This window comes from Mycolicibacterium houstonense, from assembly GCF_900078665.2.
Classification (GTDB): Bacteria; Actinomycetota; Actinomycetes; order Mycobacteriales; family Mycobacteriaceae; genus Mycobacterium; species Mycobacterium houstonense.
The window spans coordinates 4,527,269-4,551,595 of record NZ_LT546207.1 but is presented as its reverse complement, the minus strand read 5'-3'; the positions used below and the strand labels follow the sequence as shown (position 1 = coordinate 4,551,595).

At 64.8% G+C, this 24,327-nt stretch carries 19 protein-coding genes and 1 pseudogene; 15 read left to right on the top strand and 5 right to left on the bottom strand.

The features are described 5' to 3' along the window. The first annotated feature begins 12 nt into the window (after window positions 1-12). Window positions 13-2,085: a serine/threonine-protein kinase gene (locus BN4332_RS22790; protein WP_235654174.1), complete on the top strand. Its 2,073-nt coding sequence runs from the start codon at window positions 13-15 to the stop codon at window positions 2,083-2,085. Window positions 2,086-2,181: 96 nt separating this feature from the next. Here the strand turns inward: BN4332_RS22790 and BN4332_RS33030 are convergent, their stop codons facing one another. The 3 genes from BN4332_RS33030 to BN4332_RS22775 all read right to left on the bottom strand — a co-directional run bounded on the left by BN4332_RS33030 (window position 2,182) and on the right by BN4332_RS22775 (window position 5,490). Beyond that, window positions 2,182-2,907, bottom strand: a complete 726-nt coding sequence (locus BN4332_RS33030; RefSeq protein ID WP_066901785.1) for a sensor domain-containing protein — start codon at window positions 2,905-2,907, stop codon at window positions 2,182-2,184. A 632-nt stretch (window positions 2,908-3,539) separates the two neighbouring features. Continuing rightward, the gene (locus BN4332_RS22780) at window positions 3,540-4,487 is read right to left on the bottom strand and encodes a sensor domain-containing protein (RefSeq protein ID WP_084459380.1); all 948 of its coding nucleotides are present in this window, start codon (window positions 4,485-4,487) and stop codon (window positions 3,540-3,542) included. A 217-nt stretch (window positions 4,488-4,704) separates the two neighbouring features. Then, entirely contained in the window at window positions 4,705-5,490 is a 786-nt protein-coding gene (locus tag BN4332_RS22775; protein ID WP_066901784.1) for a sensor domain-containing protein, read from the bottom strand. A 237-nt stretch (window positions 5,491-5,727) separates the two neighbouring features. Between BN4332_RS22775 and BN4332_RS22770 the strand changes: the two genes are divergently transcribed. From BN4332_RS22770 to BN4332_RS22750, 5 genes and pseudogenes are all read left to right on the top strand, one after another. Beyond that, on the top strand, window positions 5,728-6,537 hold the full coding sequence (locus BN4332_RS22770; protein ID WP_066901783.1) for an FHA domain-containing protein: 810 nt from the start codon (window positions 5,728-5,730) through the stop codon (window positions 6,535-6,537). A 202-nt stretch (window positions 6,538-6,739) separates the two neighbouring features. Further along, window positions 6,740-9,003: pseudogene (locus BN4332_RS22760) on the top strand (ATP-binding cassette domain-containing protein); the annotation flags it as partial. A gap of 72 nt (window positions 9,004-9,075) precedes the next feature. Next, window positions 9,076-9,726: a sensor domain-containing protein gene (locus BN4332_RS35605; protein WP_435405206.1), complete on the top strand. Its 651-nt coding sequence runs from the start codon at window positions 9,076-9,078 to the stop codon at window positions 9,724-9,726. A gap of 136 nt (window positions 9,727-9,862) precedes the next feature. After that, a complete protein-coding gene (locus BN4332_RS22755; RefSeq protein ID WP_066901780.1) occupies window positions 9,863-10,594 on the top strand; it encodes an LppX_LprAFG lipoprotein in 732 nt (243 codons plus the stop codon). A gap of 29 nt (window positions 10,595-10,623) precedes the next feature. Then, on the top strand, window positions 10,624-10,998 hold the full coding sequence (locus tag BN4332_RS22750; RefSeq protein ID WP_074133154.1) for a DUF4189 domain-containing protein: 375 nt from the start codon (window positions 10,624-10,626) through the stop codon (window positions 10,996-10,998). Window positions 10,999-11,330: 332 nt separating this feature from the next. Here the strand turns inward: BN4332_RS22750 and BN4332_RS22745 are convergent, their stop codons facing one another. Next, window positions 11,331-11,930, bottom strand: a complete 600-nt coding sequence (locus tag BN4332_RS22745; RefSeq protein ID WP_220096862.1) for a hypothetical protein — start codon at window positions 11,928-11,930, stop codon at window positions 11,331-11,333. Between the two features lie 140 nt (window positions 11,931-12,070). Beyond that, on the bottom strand, window positions 12,071-13,543 hold the full coding sequence (locus BN4332_RS22740) for a neutral zinc metallopeptidase (RefSeq protein ID WP_066901777.1): 1,473 nt from the start codon (window positions 13,541-13,543) through the stop codon (window positions 12,071-12,073). Window positions 13,544-13,739: 196 nt separating this feature from the next. Between BN4332_RS22740 and BN4332_RS33325 the strand changes: the two genes are divergently transcribed. The 9 genes from BN4332_RS33325 to eccCb are packed head-to-tail and all read left to right on the top strand — an operon-like array spanning window position 13,740 to window position 24,253. Beyond that, window positions 13,740-13,964, top strand: coding sequence for a hypothetical protein (locus BN4332_RS33325; RefSeq protein WP_160110911.1), 225 nt, complete (start codon window positions 13,740-13,742; stop codon window positions 13,962-13,964). 24 nt (window positions 13,965-13,988) lie between these two features. After that, window positions 13,989-15,344 (top strand): EspA/EspE family type VII secretion system effector, encoded by a 1,356-nt coding sequence (locus tag BN4332_RS22735; RefSeq protein ID WP_074133153.1) that lies wholly within the window; start codon window positions 13,989-13,991, stop codon window positions 15,342-15,344. A gap of 18 nt (window positions 15,345-15,362) precedes the next feature. Further along, window positions 15,363-15,674, top strand: a complete 312-nt coding sequence (locus BN4332_RS22730) for an ESX-1 secretion-associated protein (protein ID WP_066901775.1) — start codon at window positions 15,363-15,365, stop codon at window positions 15,672-15,674. Between the two features lie 11 nt (window positions 15,675-15,685). Continuing rightward, the gene (locus BN4332_RS22725) at window positions 15,686-16,534 is read left to right on the top strand and encodes an ESX secretion-associated protein EspG (protein ID WP_066901774.1); all 849 of its coding nucleotides are present in this window, start codon (window positions 15,686-15,688) and stop codon (window positions 16,532-16,534) included. 14 nt (window positions 16,535-16,548) lie between these two features. Next, the gene (locus BN4332_RS22720; protein WP_066901773.1) at window positions 16,549-17,094 is read left to right on the top strand and encodes a secretion protein EspD; all 546 of its coding nucleotides are present in this window, start codon (window positions 16,549-16,551) and stop codon (window positions 17,092-17,094) included. Continuing rightward, window positions 17,087-18,811 carry a type VII secretion AAA-ATPase EccA gene (gene eccA, locus BN4332_RS22715; RefSeq protein ID WP_066901797.1) on the top strand — a complete coding sequence of 575 codons (1,725 nt, stop codon included), beginning with the start codon at window positions 17,087-17,089 and terminating at the stop codon, window positions 18,809-18,811. The genes BN4332_RS22720 and eccA overlap by 8 nt, the downstream gene beginning before the upstream one ends. Before the next feature lie 2 nt (window positions 18,812-18,813). Continuing rightward, the gene (gene eccB, locus BN4332_RS22710) at window positions 18,814-20,256 is read left to right on the top strand and encodes a type VII secretion protein EccB (protein ID WP_066901772.1); all 1,443 of its coding nucleotides are present in this window, start codon (window positions 18,814-18,816) and stop codon (window positions 20,254-20,256) included. Beyond that, window positions 20,253-22,481, top strand: coding sequence for a type VII secretion protein EccCa (gene eccCa / locus BN4332_RS22705; RefSeq protein ID WP_066901771.1), 2,229 nt, complete (start codon window positions 20,253-20,255; stop codon window positions 22,479-22,481). The genes eccB and eccCa overlap by 4 nt, the downstream gene beginning before the upstream one ends. After that, window positions 22,481-24,253, top strand: coding sequence for a type VII secretion protein EccCb (gene eccCb, locus BN4332_RS22700; protein WP_066901770.1), 1,773 nt, complete (start codon window positions 22,481-22,483; stop codon window positions 24,251-24,253). The genes eccCa and eccCb overlap by 1 nt, the downstream gene beginning before the upstream one ends. Window positions 24,254-24,327: the final 74 nt, after the last annotated feature.

Sequence of the window (24,327 nt, the reverse complement as noted above, 5' to 3'; positions counted from 1 at the left end):
AAGGCAACTATGGTGGAATTCAAGCCTGGTGACGAGGTCGGCGGCTACACGATCGAAGGCGTTCTGGGCCGGGGCGGCATGGGCATCGTGTATCGCGCAGCCAACCCGACCCTTCCTCGCAGCGACGCGGTGAAGGTTCTGAGTGCCGAGTATTCGAACGATGCGCAGTTTCGCGCGCGATTCGAAAGGGAGGCCACGGTGGCTTCCACGCTCAGCCATCCGAACATCGTCGCGGTGTATGCGCGGGGAAAGACCGACAACGGTCAATTGTGGATCGCCATGCAGTACGTCCCGGGTACGGATGCTGATCACGAATTGCGCGAGGGCACACTGACACCCGAGCGGGCAGCCCACGTGACCGCCGAAGTGGCGAAGGCCCTCGACTACGCGCATCGTCGCGGTGTCCTGCACCGCGATGTCAAGCCGGCGAACTTCCTCATCACCCCCGCCGAGCATGATGGTGATGATGAGCGGGTTTTCTTGGCTGACTTCGGGATTGCGCGCGCCAAGGATGACACCACCCATCTGACCACTGACGGCACTGTGATGGCCTCGATCGCCTACGCTTCCCCAGAAGCACTGAGCGGCACCACAGTTGACCATCGAGCCGACATCTACTCATTGGGTTGCAGCCTGTATCGGATGCTGACCGGCAAGACCCCGTTCGCCGGTCGCGGGGGCGTTGAGGCGATCTTGACCGCCCACCTGACCGCGCCGCCGCCCAGAGTGACCGACCTTGCCCCGAATCTTCCGGCAGGGCTGAACGACGTGATCGCCAAGGCGATGGCCAAGGACCCCGCGGCGCGCTACCAGAGCGCCCGGGAGCTGGCGAACGCCACCTCAGAGGCGTTGGCGGACAACACCACTGCGGTGCCCCGGTCCACTGTCACGCAGGAATGGGGAGCCACCCCGACACCGCCGCCGATGCCCGACGCCCCGACCCGGCCGGCGGGACGACCACCGGCCTGGAATCCGAATAACCCTCGCGCACAATACGAACCGGCAATCACATATCCGAGTGGGGTGTACTCCGGGCCCCATGCCAATGTCGGGAACCAGCCGCGGGAATTCACCGCCGCTCCCCAAGCACATCAGGCAGTGGCCCCGGTGCCCGTACAGAAGAAGTCGCTCAAACGCCGCCTCGTCATCCCCGCGGCCGCAGTGGCGATCGTGGCCGTCCTGGCCGTCGGATTCGGGTTGCTGTATCTGAACAATCCGAACAACGCGCCGTACCAGCCGCAGACCGTCACCCATGCTCACGGAACCACCGAGATCACCGCCAGCCCGCGGGCCGTGGCCGCACTGGGGCCGGGTGATGCGGATGCGCTGCTGGCGCTCGGGATGCAGCCGGTCGCCGTTCAATGGTCACAAGGCGCATTGCCGTCGTGGATCCGGGACAAGATCACCGGTGATCCCCCGGTGATGAATTTCATCGACACCGGAGCCGTCAAAGCCGCCAAACCCGACCTGATCCTGGCCACCGGAGATATCGATTCCGGCACCTACGACAGTCTGAAAGCCATCGCGCCGACCATCACTCGACCTACCGACGAAGACCGGCCATGGAACTGGCAGAACCAATTGCAGTGGATCGCAAAGATCGTGGGCAAGGAAGGCGCTGCTACTCAACTCACGTCCAAGGTCGCCACGCAGCAGAACGATCTGCGAAACCAGAACTCCGGGGTGGCGGGTAAAACCGTTGGGGTACTGAACATCACCGACGAAGGTGTGAGTGAGACCCTCTCGCCCTCCAACGCCTCCGATTACTTCTCATCCCTCGGACTGACCTATAGCCCCAAGTTCGCGCGCGAACCCGGGGAAGAAGCGAAGGTGACCCGTCCGGTCGGGAACTTGAGCCTGCTCTATCGGCTCGATACCGACGTGCTCGTCGTTGTCCGCACAGACAAGGGAGCCGGAGGTGGCGGCGCGGCGGGTCTGCCGGTCGAGCTCAACGCATTCCGGGGCGCGATGGTCATCGTCGATGACCCGGATACTGTTGCGGCGCTCGCTGAACCGGGCGGAGTCTTGGCCACCCAGTTTCTCGACACCACCCTGGTTCCGAAGCTGGTCGACCAGATTCCCTGACAGACGGTCGGCACGGTCCTGGCCCCGGGGGATTTGATCGGATCAAAAAGCGGGGCAGACCATCACGATGGTCCGCCCCGCTTGTTGAGTGAGCGCTCAGCGCTCGCCGGTGATCTTGGCGCCGATGTCTCTGGCGAGGGTGAATCCCGACGAGGCGACGTTCTGGGAGCAAACGCGCACGTCGACAACGACGTTCTTTCGTGGAGTCATGCCTCGCTGGCAGCCTCGTTGGCTGTCCCCGGTGTCCGGCCAGATCAGGAATGTCGCCGTACCGTCGCCTTCTGCCGCCACGCCTGTCTTGGCCGTCTCACTTTGACCGCCACCGGAAGCGGTGACCTCGGTGTAGTTGCAGCCCTTCCAGGCGGTGTATTGGTCGTTGAAGAACCGGGTGGCCTCGGTTTCGGTGTTGAAGGAAATCACTGCCTGCATGACCTTGACGTTCGGCGCATTGCTGGTCAGGATCTGACCGGCAAAACCGGTGTAGTTGGCACGGTCGTAGACGTAGTCGATGCCTGGCTGAAGGGCACCGGCGCAGTTGCTGGGCTGGATCGTCATGCCCGTGAAGGGTGAGTTCTGCACGGCACCCGCCGGCACCAGATCCGCCTTGAACCTGTCGTTGAGATCGGTTACCGAAGCCAGCAGGCTGGGCAGGGCGCTGGGTTCCACATCCCCGGACGTCCCTCCCTCGGGCGCTTCTGATGGGCTCGGTTTCGATGACCCGCCGTCGGTGGCCTGGGGGGCCTTGCTTTCGGAGGTGTCGGTTTTGGAGTCGGCGTTGTTCTCGGAGTCCTTGTCGGATCCGAAGCTGCCGCCGAGCATCATGACCGCTCCGACGCCGAGGACGACAACAGCCAGGAGGGCGGCCGCGATCAGTCCCCACGGCCGCTTTTTGCCCGGAGGGGGTGGCACCGGTGCAGCCGGATAGCCGGTGCCGGGAAATTGCCCGTATGGGGGTTGCGGCGGTTGCGGTGGTTGCCACCCGCCGCCCGGTGCCGGTGGTGCCGGGGGTATGGACGGCGGTGGCGTCCAGGCGGGCGCGCCACTCGCCCCATAGGGACTCTGTGGTGGTGCTGCCGGCGGGGGTGTCGGGCTGGGCGGCGGAGGCTGCGGTGCATTATGGCGGGGAACGACGGTGGTGGCCCCGCCGTCATCGTCTACCGGCGGAGGCAGCGGACGATCCGTGGGCCAATCTCGGGTCATGTCGTCGTCCCGGTTGGGATCATAGGTGCTCATCAGGGAATCAGCCTGCCTTAACTGTTGGGTTTCGGTTGTGGTGGGGACGAGTTCGGCTGTACTGGATGTGCGCTCAGCGTTCGCCGGTGATCTTTTCGCCGATGTCTTGGACCAAGCCGTGCCGAAGCGTCATCGAGCCCTTGGCCACGCAGACCCGGACATCGACGATGACGTTCTTGCGGGGGCGGGGTGATACGTGCTCATCAGGGAATCAGCCTGCCTTAGCTGGCGGGAATTCGGTTGGCAATGGTGGAGACGAGCTCGGCTGCCTGGGCACTTCCGCCGGGGCTGCAGACCTGGACGTCGATGATGATGTTGCGACGAGCCCCCAGCCCTCGTTGACAGCCAAGCCCCTGATACACCTGCGATTGCGTCGATACCGTCAGTACGCCGTTTCGTGAATGAGGACTCAATATTCTGCGAACAAAGGTGTCTTCTCCGTCATTACGAACGGTTACCAGCTCGAATTTGCACTTGTTCCAGCGGCTGGTCTCCAATGACACGAAGTCTTTCGCCTGTTGATCGTCGGGAAAGGCAGCGACCGCTTGTGTAACGCTTTCTTGGCCGCTCGAGCCTGGCTGGGTGAAAAACTCCTGTGTCCGGATTGCGGTGTATCCCGATCTGTCGTAGGCGCTGGGAAGAGCGACGTTGGGCGCGCCGCCACAGTCGGGGCGGTCCGTGGTCGCCGAGGTGTAGGTGGTTCCGGCATCGGCGGTGCGCGTCAGGGGCGCAGTGATCAAAAGTCCCTGAAGCGTTTCTGCGCTGGGCAGAAGGTCGGCCAGTTCTGTGCGACTAACGGGCGGGCCGGTGTTGGGGGCAGGAGCCGAAGTTTCGGTGGGCGTTTGGCCGAGGGGCGCTGATGGCGCACTACCCGGCGCGGCCGCGGAATCGGGAGAATCGGGACGGTCGGACGCCATTGACTGCTTCACCCACCACAGTCCGGCGCCGCCAACACCGATGATGGTGACGAATACGGCTACGGCGGCGGCAGTTCGGCGGCCAATGCCGCCCGCAGGCGAAGTCGACGGTGGTGGCGAGTGCCATCCTGGAGCCGTGGGGGGAGTCCACGGCGCGGAAGGCGGTGGACCGTACGACTTGGCGCCGGCGCTGTGCGGGAGGCGTCCGGTGGAGTAGGTCCGGGTTTCCTCGCCGTCACTGTTCTGCGTCATGGGACGTTACCTTCATCCGGCGGAGCGGTCTGGCAGATGGTGCCCGATGCGATCTGCAACGAGCACGGACGGTTGCTGCGGATGCTGTTGCACGGTGCACATCGTGTATCGAATCATGGGCGGTGGCTCCCGGCATACCGACGCAGTCAAGGTTGTTGCGTGCCCTCGCGGGATTTGCGGTCGACCGCGAGGGCACGCCGGGTGGTGAACTTGGTGGTTAGCTGGGCGCTGCGGCCTGCTGGGCGATGCCGTTCACGACTGCGGCGGCCTTACCGCTGGCAGAGTGGTCTGGGGAGCAGTACATGACGTCGATGAACACGTTGCGATAGGCAGCCATGGCGCGTTCGCAGGAGGTCGAACGATCGGAGGATTCCTGCTCGAGGGTGACCACGGTACGTTCGTCATTGACCTTGGGCTGACCCATATCCCAGCTGCCGCCCTCGGCTTCGGTGACGGTGAGGCCGCCGCAGGACCTCCATGCGGACGCGGTGCTGGTCATGAAGGCCAAAGAGTCTTGTTTTGTGTCGAACTGGACAACGCCCTCCCAAACGGTCAGGCGGTCGGTCTCACTGTCGCGAGTGCTGGCCACCGACTTGAACGCGGCCTGCACGGGCGAGGCGTCCGAATATGCGCCGGCCTGCCCGGGTGCATAGGCCGACAGGCACCGTGACGGCGTGACCGTGTACCGGGTGCTCAGGTTCGAAGTGACTTCACTTTCGCGGAGATCACCATTGGTCCCGGCGATGCGTGAAACCTGTCGGGCGTTCAGGAGCAACGCGTCGAGGTTGCCGACGAGGGAGCTGCTTTCGGTTCCCGACCAGGAGAAGCCAGGCAGGGGCGCTGTCGGCGTGGCGGCGGCGGTTCCGCCGGTACCGGCGACGGCGAGGGCAGCCAGGACGCTGGCGGTGGCCAAGCGCACGACAGGTGCGGGGTGCTGTTCTGTGGCGGCGCGGCGCAGGGTGAGCCGGGGTCCGAGGGTTCGGGCGGTGGCGGTGACCTTCATGGCGAACCTTTCCTAGAAGCTGAACCGTAGCGGTGCAATGACTATAACCGTAGCGCAAACCGTAGCGCAAGCCTTAAAAACGTAGCAGCGGTCGCTTGTGTGTCTCGGGCCGCAAAATGGGCGGTTTACGTGGTCTTACCGCGACGAGTGCTCCGCGAACTAGCGCTGGGAGGTGTCCAAGATCTTCTGTCGTTACGCGCCGCTCGGAGCGGTTACGCTACGATTTCAATCCCGAAAGTGCTGCACCGCTTCAGCTCGATCGCCCATGAGGAGACCCCTGTGCCGTTGCTTCCGCACCCGGGCGATGCTGTGGGCGCGGCCGACTTGGTGGTGTCGATCAACGGGAAGCGGGTGTTGCTCCGTGCGACAGATGGTGACGTGCTCGTCGGTCGTGATGCGCCTCCCAGCGGAATCCGTCTCAGCCATCCGGCCATCTCGCGACTGCATGCGCGTCTCGAGCCCGGCCGGCAGTGGAAGATCCTCGACTACGACAGTCGAAACGGCATCTATCTCGATGGCCATCGGGTGTTCGAAGCCACCCTCACCGAGGGAATCACGATTCGGCTGGGAGCGCCCGACGGGCTGATCGTGGGGTTCGGCTATGCAGCTCAAGAGGACACGACCGACGTGATCACACCGGCGATCCGGCACGGCGTCCCGCTCGATTCGGCCGCCCTGGCGCTGGACTCAATCGCGGCGTCGCTGATCGAACTGCCGCTTGCCACCGATCCTGACTTCCCGGTTCGAGCGACGAACCTACGTCGGCGTATCGGAGACCTCATCGCGATTCTGTCGGCGCATCCGGACAGCGCCAGATCCGAAGGTGTACAGGCGCTTTTGCGGATCGCCCTGATCTACGCACGCCGCCTGCCGGGCGACGAGGTCGAAGGGCAGAACCGGCGCGGGCAAAAACCGCGCACATCGCAACCGGAGCAACGCTACGATCACATGGACTTGAACCGTAGCGGCATCCGGAGCAGCTCGACTCGCCCTGATGAGCGTCGCGACGGTACGACCTGGGGGAGCGTTCACTGCGCACATCATTGATCAGTTAAACGGCCGATGGACACCGCACCTTCCGCTGCGGTTCTCCCGACGGCAGGGCAAACAACGCTACCGTTCTCACGAATTGCCGGCCCACCCTCCAGCGCGATTCGGGTGACCACCACTCGGCGAGACGGTAATCGAGAAGGAGCGCATCGTGACGGTAACGACGGCCCCACCATTGGTTGTCTGGCTGGGCGAGGCCATGTACACGTTCCCTCCCGGCAAGGACGTGGTCGTCGGCCGCGCCGCCGATGCCGATATTCGTGTGGAAGTCGCGGCCAAGCAGGCGATCTCGCGTGAACACGTGATCCTCTCGGCGCGCACCGGGCAGTGGATGGCCGAAGACAAGAGCCGCAACGGAATCTACGTCGGCGGTGTCCGTCAGGCCAGGATACCGATCGGCGACGACATCGCGATCAGCCTCGGAGATNTCCACCGCCGCCTCGTCCATCACCCGCGCCCGGGCCCGTCGCATCGGCGGTCGACGACGACGATGTGCTGGCCCGGATGACGGGTGTGGTGAAAAAAGTTCTGCCGCAACGCTCGACGCCTGCGCTTCCAGCCGGTGCGATCACCATCGGCCGCCACTCCACCGCCGCGATTCACGTCGATGATCCGCTGGCCTCACGGGTGCACGCTTACCTGCTGGCGTCGCCGTCGGGAACTCAAATCCATGACAATGGCAGCAACAACGGCATTTTCGTCAACGGTGTCCGGATGCCAGCGGCGACGCTGCGCCCCGGAGATGTCGTCACGATCGGCAATACCGATCTCACCTTCGACGGAACCACGCTGCGGACGCAGGACCGGACGCCGGCCACGGGCGGTATCGAGGCCCATCAGCTCGGTTTGACCATCGATGGGCGCGAGTTGCTGTCGTCGGTGTCGTTCACCGCGCGCCCAGGCACGTTGACCGCCGTCATCGGCCCGTCGGGAGCCGGTAAGTCCACCCTGATCAAAATGGTCGGTGGCGTCACTCAACCGACATCGGGCCAGGTGCGATTCGACGGTCACGACGTCCATGCCGAGTACGCGTCGTTGCGGTCTCGCATCGGCGTGGTGCCTCAAGACGATGTGGTTCACCGACAGCTCACTGTCAGCCAGGCGCTCAATTACGCTGCGCGGCTTCGCCTCCCCGCCGATACTGGCAAGGCCGACCGCCGCGCGGTCGTCGACCGGGTCCTCGATGAACTTCAACTGACCAACCACCGCGACACTCGGGTGGACAAGTTGTCCGGTGGACAACGCAAACGTGCATCGGTCGCCATGGAGTTGCTGACCGGCCCGTCCTTATTAATCCTCGACGAGCCGACCTCCGGCCTCGACCCTGCCCTCGACCGTGAGGTGATGGCGATGCTGCGGCGCCTGGCGGATGCCGGGCGTACGGTCATCGTCGTCACCCACTCACTGACGTATCTGAGTATGTGCGACCAGGTGCTGCTGCTGGCCCCCGGCGGTAAGACAGCCTACGCGGGCCCGCCCGGACAGGTCGCCGCGACGATCGGCACCAACGACTGGGCCGATATCTTCGCCTGGGTCGCGGCAAACCCGGACGCTGCGCACGCCGTGTTCCTGCAGAAGAATCCGGCGGCCGCCGCGCCTGCCGCTCCTGCGAGTCCGCCTGGGCCACTGGGCGATCCGGCTCGCACCAGTACTGCCCGCCAGATCGGTACGCTGGCGGCCCGGCAGGTCCGGCTGATCTTCGCCGACCGCGGCTACACCGCCTTCTTGGCGCTGCTGCCATTCATCCTCGGCGCCCTGACCTTGGTGGTGCAGGGGTCGGTCGGATTGGGTAAGGCCAGCCTGGACGGCGGTGCGCCCGACGAGCCCAATCAGTTGTTGAGCCTGATGGTGATCGGCACGGTCTTCATGGGTACAGCGCTCACGGTTCGCGACCTCGTCGGTGAACGCAGCATCTTCCGCCGAGAACAGTCGGTCGGGCTGTCGGCCGGCGCCTACCTGACGGCGAAGATCGCGGTTTACAGTGTCGCCGCGGCTGTTCAGATCGCTGTGCTCACGGCCATCGTCGTGGTGGTCAAGGGCGGCCCGACCCAGGGCTCGCTGCTGGTGGGAAATCCGGTGTGGGACCTCTACCTGGCCTTGGCGCTCACCGCCATCGTTTCGGCGATCGTCGGTCTGTGGTTGTCGTCGCTCGCGCGCACCAGTGACTGGATCATGCCGATGCTCGTCGTGGTATTGATGAGCGCAATCGTCTTCTCCGGTGGGCTCATCCCGGTCACCGGGCGGCTCGGCCTCAACCAGATCTCGTACCTGCTCCCGGTCCGATGGGGATTCGCCTCCGGCGCGTCGAGCATCGACTTGATGGAGGCCGACGCGGCGAACTACATCGATGACCCGCTGTGGCGTCACCAGCTTTCGTGGTGGCTGTTGGACGTCGGTGTCCTCCTGCTCATGGGAATCGTGGCGACCATCGTGGTCCTGCGCCGGTTGCGTCTGCCCGCCGGCGAGCGGGGCGCCGGAGGCAGGGTCGCGACCGCGATCGTCGCCTTGGTGTTGATCGCCGGGTTCCTGGGCGGCATGTCGTACCTCACCCGCGACGGCAGTTCGAATAGGCCGGCGCCGACTTCCATGCCCAGTGTGCCCACCCAAGGCAACGCTCCACCACAGAAGCCGGTTGCCGCAGCCGATTTGGCTGGGCTGCTTCTCGATCCGGCGGCGGTCGGCTCGATCGTGGGAGGCGGCGCACTGACCGCCTCCGGACCGACACCGCTGACCGCGCTGAGCACGGCCACCGCCGCGCCGCCCAACTGCACCGGCGTGGTGAGCCCGGGAAACACGCAGGCCTGGGGGGCGAGCAACCCATCAGGTATCGCGGGCAGCGAGTTGACCTCCACAGACCCGAATACGACTGTGACCCAATACCTCATGTTGTATCCGGATGCGGAGAAGGCTGCGACGGCTCAGTCCGACCACATCAATTTCTGGCAGCCATGCGCCAACACCACTGTCACGCTGACACCCCCGGGTCAGCCGGCGACGGCGATCAACGTCGGGCAGGTCTCGTTGGTCGACGGTCGGCCTACCGCCATCCTCAGCATGCCTGGCCGTAGCTGCCAGCACGTGCTGGAGATCGTCTCCAACGTTGCTATCGACGTCCTAGCCTGCGGCCCGACGGAGGCAGACCATGCGGCTGAGATAGCTGGCAAAATCGCCGAGAAGGTCCATTGAGAATGGAATCGGGGGAGGAGATGCTGCGAAAAATCCTGCAATGAAGCTCCCCATTTCACGCTTAAAGTAACTGCGAGGGTTTTGCCGGGGGCAATTCGCATCGGTAGAGCGCTTCCACCGACAGAAAGAGAGACCAATGAAGGTGCGTTTCAAAATTGCGATCGCGACCGCCGCCGCGGCCGCGCTGGCCTTGACAGGTTGCGGCACGCAAGGCTCCGAGTCGAACAAGTCCGACTCCAACGGCGATGCCAGCACACTGATTTCCCAATCGGCAGAGGCGATGAAGAACGTCACCAGCGCCCACATAGTCCTCACCGCCGACGGTAAGGTGCCCAACCTCAAGGTCACCAAACTGGAAGCCGACGTCGCCGGCAAGCCCGCCGTCGTCGCCACCGGCGAGGCCACTGTTCAGATGGGCCAGGAAACGCAAACGGCCAAGCTCATCTACGTGGACGGCCACCTTTACTCCGACATCGCAGTTCCGGGCCAGTGGTTCGATTACGGTGACGGCAACTCGATCTACAACCTCTCGGTGATCTTCGATCCGAGCAACGGCTTGGCGAACGCGCTGTCCAATCTGAAGGACCCCAAGGTCGAAGGGTCGGAGACCATCAATGGGATCCCGACCACCAAGATCGCCGCGACTGCCTCGACCAACGATGTCGCCGTGCTGGCAGGCGCACGGAAAGCTCCGGAGCAGTCCCAGGATTGGCCGGTCACCGTGTGGATCGCGGAGAGCGATCCACACAACCTGGTCCAGGCTCAGATCAATGTCGGCGATGCTTCTGAAGCCAAGGTCACCATGACCCTGTCGGACTTCGGCAAGACCGTCACCGCCGAAAAGCCGGCAATCACCCCGCCCAACTGAGCGATAGCCCGAAAGGACACCAGAACAGCATGAAAATCAAAGCAATTGGGCGCCGGGTGGCTGCGGCCGGCGTCGGCATCCTGGCAGTCACCGCGATTCAGGTGGCGAACCCGACCACGGCGAACGCCGCATTGTCGTATGGCTCCATCGCCTACTCGGAAAACGGTGCCGGCGCGGTGGTATGGAACTACCCGTCCGCCAGGGAAGCCCAGCAGGCGGCCATCCAGTACTGCGGATGGACCAGCTGCGAGGCACTGAACTACTTCACCGATTGTGGCGTCGCCGTGCGAAACGACACCCACGTCCAGTCAGCACACGGTCCCACCCTCGCAGCTGCCACCCGCGCCGCGCTGAGCGCGATCCCCGGAGGCAGCGGCTACATCGATCTGTGGGCATGTAACTGATTTTGACCCGAAAGGTGGCAGGCAACGAAAGTTGCCTGCCACCTTTTCGCTTTCGGGGCCCGGGATGGCGGCGCGAACCGGTTGAACCCGGGCTGTTTGAGCCGGGACTTGATTGCGATCTCTGTGGCGGCCAAGTAATGACGTGCGGCTGCGGCCTGTGCCTCACATTTCCCGGGTGGTCAGGCCTCGGCATTTGGCCCGGTGTATCGGGTCCGGGTGTGCCGGGCCACGGTCAAGAGAGCATGGCCGCGATGCGTTCGCTACTCCTCGCCACGGAATGATCGCCGCCACAGGGGAACAACCGTATCCAGGCCGGCCGAGTGACGGGACGATCAGTACTTGGAGACGCTGGCAACGCGGAACGTGGCGCCTTCGAGCTCGTCGACGTTGTCCGAGATCGTAAACAACTCGTCGCTGGTGGACTGGCCCGGCGACAGACTGGTGACGCTGGCCCTGTCTTCGGCGATGCGATCACCATTGGAGTCGAGGGCTTCGACCTGTACGTAGAACGTGGCGCGTTCACTGCTCTTGTTGCGGAATGTCACCGGCAGTTTCCCGCTGTCGCGGTATTCGGTGTCGGTGCGCACAAATTCGCCGAAGGTGACTTCCAGTTCGTCCTGGAGGATCTGCTCGGTCTTGTCGCCGATCCCTTGAGAGATGGAGTCGTTGAGGTCGCTGCTGACCTTGGCGAAGAACACCAAGGGAGCGACGAAAACGGCGAGCGTGATGACCACTGCCCCGACGATCAATCCGATGATGAGAGCGGTGGATGACTTACGCGGCGCCGCGGGCTGATAAGCCGGATACTGTGCCGGCCAACCAGGGGCGGGATAGTTTGTCGTGGGCCCGCCTGGGTAGCCGGGTTGATTGTCAGGCTGGGGCGGCAGACCGGAGCTCGAGTTCGATGGCCACTGTTCGTGTGGATAGGTCATGGCCGAGGGTCTCCTGTTCTGGCCTCGCATCAGCGGTACGTCATGAAGCCTAAGGCGTCCCTGGCAACGCGCTGATCACCAATTTCGCGTCATGCGGCGACAATTCGAACGTCCGTCCCGGCGTTCTCGAAGCAAGGTGCTCAGGGAAACCGCTGGAAGCACTGATCGGGATTGCTGGTCAGGCCGGACCGGAAGGCCATGATCCGCGTGAAGCCCGCCGGAACGCTCTCGCCGTCGTTGCCGCTGGCGGCCCAACCGTTGGTGAGGAGGCCGGCGACCGCCTCGTCGAGGTCTCCGGCGGTGAGCTGAAGCCGCTGACCGGATGGCAGCGTCACCGGGTCAGCCATGTCCCTGTTGGCGACTCCGGTCAGGCAGGCCGTGCGCAAGGCTGCGTTGTCCCCGGTGAGGGTGAGGCCCTTCTGGTGTTCGAGGGCCAACATGTATCTGGACGCCACGATGGACATCGCGGTGTTGTCGCCTTGGATCAGCACCCGGCTCGATTCGTCTGCGGGAGTGCCGAGTTCGGCCAGCGCAGGCAGGTCGAGACTGATGGTGTTGGTCGCCGGACAGTAGTTGGCCGGCGCTTCGGATGCAGCGGTATCCGGGCAAGGTTCGGAGTCATAGACGAGCTCTGGGGGATCTGCGGGAGCGTAGATCTGGTTGAGCAGCTCCATCAGGGTTTCCAGGGATTGTTCGTTTATCGGCGCGTCGGCGCTCTGCTGATCCCCGTCCGCATCTTCGGTGAGTGCGATCGGGAGATTGCCTCTGCGCTGGTCGATTTCGTCGATGTTGATGGCGGTGCAGGCGGTAACCCCGGTGTTGAACCCCATCTGAAAGGCGGTGATCCGGTCCAGCGCGGTGCCGTGTCCCTCTTCGAGCAGCTCAGCCGTCTCGGGAGTGATCAGCGGATCGCGGATCGCGATCGCGGCGGCAAGAACCTTGTTCAGGCCGTCGCCGGTGCTGATCGTCATGCGCGGCGAATGGCCTTCAGCCACCCAGCGGATGTACGTCCCGGCGAAGCAGTCGGCCTGTTGTTCGAAGACGATGACGGGCGTGCGTCGGTTCACCAGGCTGGCCATCCGCTGGATGGCATGACCGTACTCGTGGGCGATGAGCGCCGCCGCGCTCATCTGGCCGAAATACTTCTGGCCTGCGGGCAGCAATTGGCCACGGTCCCAGGCGATCAGGCGATCTCGGTGGCAGTAGAACGCGTTCGGATTCTTGTACGGACTCGAGCCGCACAATTCCGGTGTTTGCGGATTCCTCGAATCGTAGGACGCGAAGTTCCGGATCGGTCGGAACGCGCCGTGTAGTGCGCCGGGATAGGCCTGCTCCCAGAACTGTTCGACATCGTTGACCGACGCGAGGGCCAGCTTGTCCATCTCTCCGTTGTCGGTGTCCTGCACCGTACCGGTGGGGGCGGGCGCGTCATCACGCAGCCCGCTCGGCCCGTCCGTGACGGCCAGGCCCCCAACGCTGTTGGGGTCGTAGAGCAGCGTCATCGGCTCGCCTGGCACGACCTTGGCCACGTAGTTCACGAGCAGCACAGTGACTGCACCGACCACCGCAGTCGCAGCGAGCACTGTGGCGATGACGCGGAACGTTGCGGCCATCCTGCGTCGCGCGGGCTTCGGGGACACGGTCCCCGGTGTCGATGGGACCGCCGGGCTGGTGTGTTTGCTACGGGACATATCGAAGTCTCCGGTTACATCGGGCCGGCGAGTCGCCAGGACGACATGGTCACAACGGTTGGCGAGGCGCTGTGAACGCCCACGCACAAAGCAGTATCAATCACGGAAGCGTCCAACGGTGTTCGGCACGATCGTTGGATTGCCGGCGCGGCATTTTGCTGCCCGTCGACATTCGGCGCTTGCACGTGATGATCCTATGCGCGCCTCTGGCCCCTCTCGCACACAAATTTTTCAGGTGAGTGCATTTGCCGAAACTCGTTACCTACCGGCCATGGACCTCTCCGAATTTGGTGCGGTGGGGGTGATGAAGCCGCTGTTAGCCTCGGTGCGGGCGGAGGGATGAAGTGCGATGAAATCGTCGGCGAATATGGCCGCGTCAGGCCAAGACCGCAGCGGTGCGAGTCAGCCTGTTGCTGCGGCGGGGTCCCCGGTGTTGGCCGCCGGCCAGCGCATCATCGAGGGCATCAAGCTCACGACGGGGGTCGGCGATCCGGATACCGGGACGCGGTTCGGCGTGGGCGCGCAAGGCTTTGCCGCAGCCTTACAGACATTGACCGCGGCGTTTCCCGGCAACGGCTGGGAGGGGACGGGGTCGACCACCTACACCGGCAGAAACGAGAAACTGGTCGGTGACTCGCAGGCGATGGTGGAAGCGGACCGGCTGGTGGCGTCGGTGTTGAATCGCGAGGCCGAGCAGATCTCGGCGGTCCGAGATGGTCTCGACCGCCAATCCGACTGGCTGGGCAGCATGAGCGTGGTCACCGGTGCGGTCGGATCTTTGACCCCTGCCGGTCACGCTGCGCAAGCCAGGGCCGAGTTGGAAATGGTGGCCAGGGCGGTCGGGGAGTCGACAAGTCAGCTGATGGCGATGCACGACAACGCCGGCGCCAACGCCGCCGCGGTGCGGGACGCGGTGAGTCTCTACGCCGGCATCCCTGCGGAACGCGACGATGACGGCGTCGATGAACCCGATGCGCCCACCGGCGATGCGACCGATGAACCTGAGGAATTCGGTGAACCCGCGGACGTCAACGCCGCACGATCTGGCGAAGCGTCGGCTGGCACTGCCGGGCCACCTATGGCACCACCGGAGGGGGCTATGGCTCAGTCGTCACCGACAGCACCCGTCGCTCCGCCACCGAGTGCCCAGACACCGGCGGCACCGCCCGTTGCTCCCGGCGGCGAGGTGGCCGGCGCGCTGGCAGGTCTGATCGGGCCGATTCTCGGAACGATCGCCGGAATCATCGGCGGTATTGCCCAGGCGGCAGGTCAGGCGGCTCAGATCGCCACCCAGACTGCCGGGCAGGCTGCACAGGCGGCGAGCCAGCCGGACGAAAGTGCCGGGGCGGTCGGCGCCGGGTCGGTCAACGGGACCGACTCGGCCGATGAGCCCGAGGAGCGGGAGAACGGCAAAGACGACGAGTCCGGCGAGGACGATCGCGGCGCCACCGTTGAACCCTCGAGCGAAGACGAGCTGGCGGATGCACCCCCTGGTATGGGCCCAGACAACGATTCCGCTGGCAAAGGTAACGACGGACCTGCGAAGACGCTGCCGCCGGACCTCGGGCCCGCCTCCCTGGGGAGGCCCGGGCAAGAGCCGCGGACGATGTTCATATCGACGGATTTGGAGCACGGCCAGCTACGCCGGCCGGTGCCCGCTACATTAGAGCGCGGTATTCCCGGATCTGCTGCCGTGCTCACTCAGGCAGAGGTTCTGGAATAACACGAATCGAGGGGATTCATGTCGGGAGATTTGCGGGTTGCCACCGCTCATTTGCACGAGCTGTCAGTCAGACAGGGCCAGGCCGCATCCGGCCTGGTGACGGCTACCGGGGCGGTCGAAGGAATCGACGCTGCGGTGCGCGCGACGCACGGACCCATTTCATCGTCGACGGCCGCTGCGGTCCAGGCGGCGATGAACGCACGCCGAGCCGCGGGCACCTGTCTGGCCCGGGCGTCGCAGGACCTCGGCGACAAGCTCGCGCACGCGGCCGGCAGATATGACCGGACGGATTCGGCCGCGGGCGGCGTCCTCGACGGAACTGTCCGGTAAGGGGCGAAGACATGACTACTCCGTATGAAATCGATGCCAGCGCACCTCCGATCGACGACGTCGTTGCGGTCGAATTGACCATCGACGGGATCCTGGTGGTCGCGGACAAGCTGGGATTGACAGATTTCCCGCCCTCGATGGGGATCCGGCTGAACATTCCTCAGCCAGATCTGCGCAAGACCGTGTGGGAACAGGTCGAGCGTGATCTCACGGCTCAGGGAGTGCTCGACGTCTTCGGCACTCCCCACCCAGAGGTGGCTGCCATGCTCGACACGCTGAGCCGTCCCGATCGCACGATCGAGGGCCGGTGGTGGCGCCGCGACCTCGGCGGAAAGATGATCCGGTTCGTGGTCTGCCGCAAGGGTGGCCGTCATGTCGTCGCCGCGCGCGACAACGACATGCTGGTTCTGCAACGGGTAGCTGCCCAGGTGGGCCTGGCCGGAATGGTGAACACCGTGCTCGGTGAGGGCTCACCGGCCAATGTCGAGCCGTTGACCGGCGTCGCGGCAACCCTGGCGAATTGCCGTACCGCCGACGAGCTCACCGGTTACGGCATTCCACCGACCTCGGCTCGGGTGTACGCAAGCATCATCTCCGAGCCCGAAAGCTGGGTGGAACTCGTGGCGACCGAGCGGCACCCGGGGGGCACCACCTCGCAGGTGGACGTGGCGGCGGGTGTGCTCGATTCGAGGCAGGGGCGCATCGTATCCATCCCGCGGCGAGTGAACGGTGAGCTCTACGGCAGCTTCCTCACCGGTACCAAGGACAACCTTCAGCGCGCCCTCGACGGGTTGGTCGAATTCTTGCCGTCAGGCTCGTGGTACGACAAGCCTGATTCGGATAGTTCCTACCTGCACTGAGAGAGGCCGCAACGGTGGGTGACTTTCCGCCACATGACCCGGACGACGACGATGACGACAATGACGGCCTCTCGGCGTTGGATTTCACGTACGCGGACGACGGTTCGGACAAAGCGGCTCTCGATGCGCTCGGGACCTACAACGACGATGGATTTCTCGGCGGTGCAGATTCGGGCGACCAGGCAACGTCTGACGGCCGATCAGGGCATGAGGACGAGAGTCTCGGCGTGCCGTTGTTCACCGTCACCAATCCGCCGGAAACCGTCACGGTGACGGTGTTCATGGATGGCAGGGTGCGGGAGATCGAGCTGGCACCCAGAATCGTTGACCTGACCGAGCGGGATCTCGCCGAGGAGATCCTGGTGATCGCGGACCTCGCCGCCCAACAGGCCAAGTCCGCCCAGTACTCGTTCATGCTCGCGGGAATGCGCGAACATGGGCACGACGACGCGGCGACCCGCGATTTTCTCACCCGTGACCTGGATCTGCTCACCCCGGAGCAAGCCGACGCTGCCCGGGCCCAGGTCTTTTCGACCCGCTATGGAGGCGATGATGGCTGACCACCTTGCTGGAATGTTCGGTAGCGCGGTCGGCATGCTGTCCGGCTCGCCGGCTCGCTCGCTCGAAATATTCACCGAGATCACGACGTACGACGAGGCGGCGTGCGACGCGTGGGTGGGGCGTATCCGTTGTGGCGACACTGATCGGGCGACGTTGTTCCGGGCCTGGTATTCGCGTTCGAACTTCGGTCAACTGGCCGGCTCGGCTGAGATCTCGATGAACAGTGTCGGCGCTCGGATACCGATCGGCGGCATCTACGGCAAGGACATCTCTTATCCGATCAACTCGCCGCTGGCGATCACCATGGGCTTCGCCGTTCAGGAGGCGACCGAGGGCAACTTCGCCGACGCGATGGAGGCGTTGGAAGACGCTCCGGCCGGCGGGTCCGATCATCTGGTGGCGTGGGTCAAGGCGGTGATCTACGGTGCGGCGCAACGCTGGACCGATGTGATCGAGCAGGTGCGCGGCGCGGATCGGTGGCCGGACAAGTTCCTGGCCGCGGCCGCGGGTGTGGCCCATGGGGTGGCTTCCGCCAACCTCGGTTTGTTCACAGAGGCCGACCGTCGGCTCACCGAGGCCAACGACACCCCCGCCGGCCAGGCCTGTGCACCGGCGATCGCCTGGTACCTGGCGATGGCGCGGCGCTACCAAGGTAACGAGGAGTCCGCCCAGGTTCTCCTGGAATGGCTACAGGCCAACTTTCCAGAACCGAAAGTCACTGCGGCGCTGCGTGATCCAGCTTATCGACTGGAGACCACCACCGCCGAGAAAATCGCGTCGCGAACGGATCCATGGGATCCGTCCAGTGTGGTGGCGGATACGTCGGCGCGCGACAAGCTGCTGGCCGAGGCACAAGCCGAGCTCGACCGGCAGATCGGGTTGAGCCGGGTCAAGGAACAGATCGAGGCATACCGCGCCGCCACCCAGATGGCTCGCATCCGTGCCGCCCGCGGCATGAAGGTGGCCCAGACCTCCAAGCACATGATCTTCGCCGGGCCGCCCGGTACCGGTAAGACGACGATCGCTCGCGTGGTGGCCAACATCCTGGCCGGTCTCGGGGTGATCGCCGAGCCTAAGCTGATCGAGACCTCGCGCAAGGATTTCGTCGCGGAGTACGAGGGACAGTCCGCGGTCAAGACCGCCAAGACGATCGACCGGGCACTGGGCGGGGTGCTGTTCATCGACGAGGCCTACACCCTGGTGCAGGAGCGCGACGGCCGCGCCGACCCGTTCGGTACCGAGGCCCTGGACACCCTGCTGGCCCGGATGGAGAACGACCGTGACCGGTTGGTCGTGATCATCGCCGGCTACAGCAATGACATCGACCGACTGCTGGAGTCCAACGACGGTTTGCGGTCGCGTTTCGCCACCCGCATCGAGTTCGACTCGTATTCGCCCGATGACATCGTCGACATCGCCAAAGTCATTGCCAAGGCCAATGACTCGCAACTCGACGAGGAGGCGGCCAAGCGGGTGCACGAAGCGGCGATGCTGTTGAGCCAGCGCACCCTGAACGGCAAGCCGGCGCTGGACATCGCCGGTAACGGTCGTTACGCACGGCAACTCGTGGAAGCCGGCGAGCAGAACCGTGACATGCGATTGGCCAAGTCGATGGACTTCGAGAACCTGGGTGTCGAGCAACTCAGTGAGGTCAACGGGGACGACATGGCTGCGGCGATCTCGGCGGTTCACAGCCGCCTGAACATCGGCGAATAGGGATGGCAGGCTTCCGGCTCACCACCAAGGTCCAGGTCAGCGGATGGCGTTTTCTGCTGCGCCGCGTCGAGCACGCGATCGTGCGCCGGGACACCCGGATGTTCGACGACCCGCTGCAGTTCTACAGCCGCGCTGTGTTCGCCGGGATTGTGATCTCGGTGGTGATCTGCCTGGGCGCTGCTCTGATGGCGTACTTCAAACCGCTCGGCAAGCAGAGCGGTGATCAGTTGGTGGTGGACCGCACCACCAATCAGCTCTATGTGATGCTGCCCGGAAGCAATCTCCTGCGTCCGGTGTACAACCTCACCTCCGCCCGGCTGGCTCTCGGCAATGCAGGCAATCCGGCCGCGGTGAAGTCCGACGAGCTCAATCGGATGCCCAAGGGGCAACCGATCGGCATCCCCGGCGCGCCGTATGCGACACCGACGGGTGCTCCCGCATCCCGGTGGACGCTGTGCGACACGGTAGCCAAGGCCGACAGCTCGGCGCCCAAGGTCGAACAGGCGATCCTGATCCGTTCGCTGGCAACGGATTCGGGGGTCGGCCCGATGCGTGCGAACCAGGGCATGTTGGTGTCGTTCGAAGGCGCCAACTGGCTGGTCACCGCGGAAGGACGGCACAGCATCGACCTCGCCGACCGCGCGGTGAGCTCGGCGGTCGGTATCCCCGTCACCGCGAAAGCAACACCGGTATCCGAGGGATTGTTCAATGCGCTGGCGAATATGGGCCCATGGCAGCTTCCGGCCATCCCGGCCGCCGGTGCGCCGAATACCGTTGGGCTGCCCGAGAATCTGGTGATCGGATCGGTGTTCCGAACTGCAACCGAATCCGATCCGCAGCACTACGTGGTGTTGCCGGACGGGGTAGCTCGCATCAATGACCCCACGGCGGCGGCGTTGCGCGCCACCAACTCCTACGGTCTGTTGCAGCCGCCGTCGGTGGAGGCCAGCGTGGTCGCCAAGATCGCCGAGCAGGTGTACGTGTCGCCGCTGCCGGACGAGCCGTTGGAGGTATTGCTGCGGCAGGACTCGCCGGTGTTGTGCTGGGCGTGGCAGCGTGAGCCGGGCGATCAGGCGCCGAAGACCACGGTCATCGCCGGCCGCCGGTTGCCGATTCCGTCGACAGCCGTGGGTACCGGGATCGATCAGATCGGTGGTGACGCGACGGTGTACATCGAAGGCGGGCAGTTCATCCGGTTGCAGTCGCCCGACCCCCGAGTCGGCGAAAGCCTGTACTACATCGACCCCCAAGGGGTTCGGTATGGCGTCGCCAACGACGATGCCGCGAAGAACCTGGGCTTGTCAGGTCCGGTGAACGCGCCGTGGCAGGTCGTCGGGTTGCTGGTGGAGGGCCCGGTGCTGTCGAAGGAAGCAGCGTTGTTGGAGCACGACACGTTGCCTGCCGATCCCAATCCGCGCAAAGTCGAAAGTAAGCAAGGCTCATGACCACCAAGAAATTCACGCCGACGATCAAGCGGGGACCGCGGTTGACGCCGGGCGAGATCAACGTCGCCCCACCGGACGACCTCGGTATCGAGATCCCGCCGTCGGGCATGCAGAAGGCCATGCCGTGGGTCATGGGCGGCTGCATGCTCGGCATGATCGCGATCATGATCTTCACCGGTGTGCGTCAGCTGTCTCCGTACATGCTGATGATGCCGCTGATGATGATCATGGGCACCGTCGGTTTCATGGGCGCGGGTGGTGGCGGAGGCAAGAAAGTCCCTGAAATCAACGCCGACCGCAAGGAATACCTGCGATACCTGGCCGGGCTGCGTACCCGCGTGACGTCGTCGGCCTCGGCCCAGGTGGCGTTCTTCGGTTACCACGCGCCACATCCCGAAGATCTGCTCTCGATCATCGGCACGCATCGGCAGTGGTCCCGTCAGGCCAACTCCGATTTCTACGCGGCCACCCGTATCGGGATCGGTGCGGAGATCGCGGTCGACCGGCTCCTCAAACCGAACACCAGCGGCGAGCTGGCCGGCCCGGATGGCGCGCCGCAGCCGCACCTTGAGCCGGTGAGCCACATGTGGGTGACAAAGTTCCTGCGAACCCACGGCCTGATCCACGATTGCCCGAAACTTGTTCAGCTGCGCACATTTCCGACCATCGCGGTGGGTGGTGACATCGACGGCGCCTCGGCCTTGCTGACCGCGATGATCTGCCATCTGGCGGTGTTCCATCCGCCAGACCTGCTCCAGATCCGGGTCCTCACCGACAATCCGGAGGATCCGAACTGGTCGTGGCTCAAGTGGTTGCCGCACGTCCAGCACCAGACCGATACCGACGCGGCCGGACCCACCCGGCTCGTCTACACCCGTCCCGACGGCCTGAGCGATCTGACCGCACGCGGACCGCACAGCGCCGACGCGGCGCCCGGCGGCCCGTACGTCATCGTGGTCGACCTCACCGGTGGAAAGGCGGGCTTCCCGGTCGACGGCCGGGCCGGGGTCACGGTCCTCACCCTGGGAAACCACCGCGGCTCCGCTTACCGGCTGCGCGTTGATTCCGACGGGACGGCCGACGACAAGTTGCCGAACCAGAACTATCGCGAGGTGACGCGGGTTGCCGACCGGATGACGCCGGCGCAGGCCGGCCGGATCGCCCGGAAGCTCGCGGGTTGGTCGATCACCGGCACGATCATCGACAAGAACGTCCGAGTGCAGAAGAAGGTGTCCACCGAGTGGCACCACCTGGTCGGCGCCAAGTCGATCGAGGAGATCGTGCCGGCCCGGTGGCGCATGTACGCCGACACCGACCGGGACCGGCTCAGGATCCCGTTCGGTCACGAGCTCAAGTCGGGCGAGATCAGCTATCTCGACATCAAGGAAGGCGCCGAGTTCGGTGCCGGCCCGCACGGCATGCTCATCGGTACCACCGGCTCGGGCAAGTCGGAGTTCCTCCGAACCCTGATCCTGTCGCTGGTGGCGACCCACCATCCCGACCAGATCAACCTGCTGCTCACCGACTTCAAGGGTGGTTCGACGTTCCTCGGCATGGAGAAGCTGCCACACACCGCGGCCGTCGTCACCAACATGGAGGAGGAAGCCGAACTCGTCGGCCGCATGGGCGAGGTGCTCACCGGTGAGCTCGATCGGCGCCAGTCGATTCTGCGTCAGGCCGGCATGCAGGTGGGCGCCGCCGGTGCGCTGTCCGGCGTGGCCGAGTACGAGAAGCACCGCGAGCGTGGTGCGGATCTGCCGCCGTTGCCGACACTGTTCGTGGTCGTCGACGAGTTCGCCGAGTTGCTGCAGAACCATCCGGACTTCATCCAGTTGTTTGACCGGATCTGTCGCGTGGGCCGCTCGCTGCGGGTGCACCTGCTGCTGGCCACGCAGTCGCTGAACACCGGCGGTGCGCGCATCGACAAGCTCGAGCCCAACCTGACGTACCGAATTGCCTTGCGTACCACCAGTTCGGCCGAATCCAAGGCGGTGATCGGTACGCCCGAGGCGCAGTACATCACCAACAAGGAGAGCGGCGTGGGCTTCCTGCGCGTCGGTATGGAGGATCCGGTGAAGTTCCGGGCCGTCTACACCGGAAACAACTACGTTCCGGCCGATCTCGACTCGGTCGACGGTGAGGCCAAGCCGCGCGCGAAGCGTCAGGCACGGGTGCGGATCCACCAGTTCACGACGACTCCCATCTTCGATACGGCGGTGAACTGATGAGCACGGACGCTGAACCCAGGGTGTTGCGTGAGGTGGTCCTCGGTCAGCTGGCCACCGGCGAGAGCCGCGCGTACAAGATGTGGCTGCCGCCGCTGCTGGACCCGACCCCCGTCAATGAACTGGTCGACCGCGACTACCAGCGTCAGCCGCTGCGTTTTCCGCTCGGAATCATGGACGAGCCGCGCCGGCACCGCCAGGAGGTCTGGGGTGTCGACGTGTCCGCGGCGGGCGGCAACATCGCCGTCGGCGGTGCGCCGCAGACGGGCAAGTCGACGTTCCTGCAGACGCTGATCCTGTCGGCTTCCGCCACCCACACGCCGCGGCAGGTGCAGTTCTACTGCATCGACCTCGGCGGTGGTGGCTTGATGTACATGGAGGACCTGCCGCACGTGGGCGGCGTGGCCACCCGTGCCGAACCGGACCGGGTCAACCGGGTGGTGGCCGAGGTCAAGGCCGTGCTCAGGGCCCGGGAGCAGGTGTTCAAGCAATACCGCGTGGGGTCCATCTCGGCCTACCGCGAGATGCGCGAAGACCCCAACAACCCGGCCTATCAGGACCCGTTCGGCGATGTGTTCCTGGTGATCGACGGTTGGCCGGCGTTCGTGGCCGAGTTCCCGGATCTGGAACCTTCGGTACAGGACCTGGCCGGCCAGGGACTTGCGTTCGGTGTGCACGTCATCATCTCGACGCCGCGATGGACCGAGCTCAAGTCGCGTGTGCGTGACTACCTGGGCACCAAGGTGGAGTTCCGGCTCGGTGACGTCAACGAGACGCAGATCGACCGGATCACCCGGGACATCCCGGCGGGCCGCCCGGGCCGCGCCATCTCGTTGGAGAAGCACCATCTGATGATCGGTGTTCCTCGGCTCGACGGCGTGCACAGCGCCGCGAACATCGTCGAGGCGATCTCGGCTGGTGTGCAGGCGGTGGCCGCGCGCCACACGGATCAGGCGCCGCAGGTGCGGGTGCTGCCGGAACGGATCTACCTGCACCAGCTCGATCCGAACCCGCCCGGCCCGGACGCCGACTACCGGACGCGTTGGCAGGTGCCGTTGGGCGTGCGTGAGGCCGACCTCACCGTCGCTTACAACCAGATGAACGTGACGCCGCACCTGCTGATCTTCGGCGCGCCGAAATCGGGCAAGACCCGCATCGCGCACGCTGTGGCACAGGCGATCTGCAAACGGAACAGCCCGCAGCAGGTGCGGTTCATGCTGGCTGACTACCGGTCCGGCCTGCTCGACGCGGTGCCGGACACGCATCTGCTGGACGCCGGTGCGATCAACCGCAACAGTGCCTCTCTGGAGGAGGCGATCAAGGCGTTGTCCTTCAACCTGAAGAAACGCCTCCCGCCGCCTGACCTGACCACGGCGCAGTTGCGGGCGCGGTCGTGGTGGAGCGGCCCTGATGTGGTGTTGTTGGTCGACGACTGGCACATGGTCGTGGCTGCCGCGGGCATGATGTCGCCGATGGCGCCGTTGGGTCCGTTGCTGCCGGCTGCCGCGGATATCGGTCTGCACATCATCGTGACCTGCCAGATGAGCCAGGCCCATCGGTCGACGATGGACAAGTTCGTGGGTGCGGCTTATGGGGCCGGTTCGCCGACGTTGTTCCTTTCTGGGGAGAAGAACGACTTCCCGTCGCGGGACATCATCGTCAAGAAAAGGCCACCTGGTCAGGCATTTCTGGTTTCACCGGATGGAAAGGAAGTCATTCAGGCGGCCTATGTCGATCCGCCCGAAGAAGAAGTGTTCTCACCACCCCAATAGGGCAGTTAGTATTTATTCAACGCACTCAGCAACGCTGGCGGCGGCCCGCCAGCAAAGGGATCGGGGGACAGGTT